General features: G+C 52.0%; 2 protein-coding genes and 2 pseudogenes. All 4 read left to right on the forward strand.

Features of this window, described 5'->3' with window-relative positions:
- Positions 1-121: 121 nt before the first annotated feature.
- Positions 122-415 (forward strand): annotated as a pseudogene (locus MKS11_RS27340) (DNA-binding protein); the annotation flags it as partial.
- Between the two features lie 342 nt (positions 416-757).
- A complete protein-coding gene (gene tnpA, locus MKS11_RS27345; RefSeq protein WP_004118218.1) occupies positions 758-1,135 on the forward strand; it encodes an IS66-like element accessory protein TnpA in 378 nt (125 codons plus the stop codon).
- Positions 1,132-1,479 (forward strand): IS66 family insertion sequence element accessory protein TnpB, encoded by a 348-nt coding sequence (gene tnpB, locus MKS11_RS27350; RefSeq protein WP_048292253.1) that lies wholly within the window; start codon positions 1,132-1,134, stop codon positions 1,477-1,479. The genes tnpA and tnpB overlap by 4 nt, the downstream gene beginning before the upstream one ends.
- A 49-nt stretch (positions 1,480-1,528) precedes the next feature.
- Positions 1,529-1,752: pseudogene (locus MKS11_RS27355) on the forward strand (IS66 family transposase); the annotation flags it as partial.

Here is a 1,752-nt window from a genome sequence, read left to right on the forward strand (position 1 = left end):
GCCCGCACTCCACGCTGAATTATCAGACACCGTCTGAATTTGCAGCGGGCTGGAGAAAGGGTCATTCTGAGAATGAAGATTCCGACGTTACTAACTGAGTGTTGTATCTAATCGTGGGGGCAGGTCACCTGACCCACGCTTTCCGAATGCCCGCCAGGCCTGGGTGGCTGAAGAGGAAACTTTATTACTGGATGCGCTCGATGGCGTCCCGAATGATGATATTGGTAAGCATCTTTTCTGGCTTTCCGAGAAACTGGGGAGAACGCCGTTCAGCGTCGCCTGTAAAATCGCGTCGCAAAGACATCTGACAAATGGCTGGAAAGAGCAGTTCAGGGAGGTTTCGGATAAAATTCGTTTGTCCGGCCTCAGTATCAGTGATTATCTGAAACAGAACAGGTCAGACCTGAACGCCTGAATGACATTGAGGAGAGCGTTTATTAGAACCACATGCCTTTAGATCGCTGTCAGCGCTCATATTCATCCTTGGTTTATTACGTAGCCTTTCCTTCGACTGAACCACGAAGGGCTATTTTAGTCCTCCGAGCATAGCCTCAATTCGCCTTGCAACATTACTCTGAATTTGTCGTGTGATTTCTTCCTTGCTGATCAGCATTTTACAGTAAGGGCAAAGCGTATTTTTAATTTCATCAATTGTTTCAACATGTGTAAGCGTACAGCGTGAACCGTCTGGTCATAATCTGAAGCATCCGACAAAGTGGTGTCCACCAAATAAGTAGTGGGAACCAAAGTGTCAGATATGCAGAAAAATATGACTCCCGGCAGGCGTAAAGGCTGCCCTAATTATTCTCCTGAGTTTAAACAGCAACTCGTTGCTGCCTCCTGCGAACCCGGGATATCCATCTCAAAACTGGCGCTTGAAAATGGCATTAATGCCAATCTGCTCTTTAAATGGCGCCAGCAGTGGCGCGAGGGAAAGCTGCTATTACCTTCCTCTGAGAGTCCTCAGTTACTTCCTGTGACTCTCGATGCCACCGCCGTACAACCAGAACCGCCCGCTGAGGACTCAGAGCTCAGCATCAGCTGTGAGGTAACGTTCCGGCACGGGACACTCCGCCTCAACGGCACTGTCAGCGAAAAGCTTCTGACTCTGCTGATACAGGAACTGAAGCGATGATCCAGCTACCAACAGGCACCAAAATCTGGCTGGTTGCCGGTATTACCGATATGAGAAACGGCTTCAACGGGCTGGCTGCAAAAGTGCAGACGGCGCTGAAAGACGAACCGATGTCCGGCCATGTCTTCATCTTCCGGGGCCGCAGCGGCAGTCAGGTTAAACTTCTGTGGTCCACCGGCGACGGGCTGTGCCTGCTGACCAAACGGCTGGAGCGCGGGCGCTTCGCCTGGCCGTCAGCTCGCGATGGCAAAGTGTTCCTGACCCCGGCGCAGCTGGCAATGCTGCTGGAAGGCATCGACTGGCGACAGCCGAAGCAGTTGCGGACCTCCCTGACCATGCTGTAGGCTTCTTTATCCTGGTTGTCGCAGAATAAGCCTGGTAAAATGCTGGCTTATGAATGACATCTCTTCTGACGACATCCTTCTGCTGAAACAGCGCCTTGCCGAACAGGAAGCGCTGAACCGTGCCCTGCTGGAAAAGCTGGCAGACAGGGAGCGCGAAATAGACCATCTGCAGGCGCAGCTGGATAAACTTCGCCGGATGAACTTCGGCAGCCGTTCCGAAAAAGTCTCCCGCCGTATCGCACAAATGGAAGCCGATCTGAACCGGCTTCAGAA

The organism is Klebsiella sp. K5-45 (genome assembly GCF_030128605.1).
GTDB classification, from domain to species: domain Bacteria; phylum Pseudomonadota; class Gammaproteobacteria; order Enterobacterales; family Enterobacteriaceae; genus Klebsiella; species Klebsiella quasipneumoniae.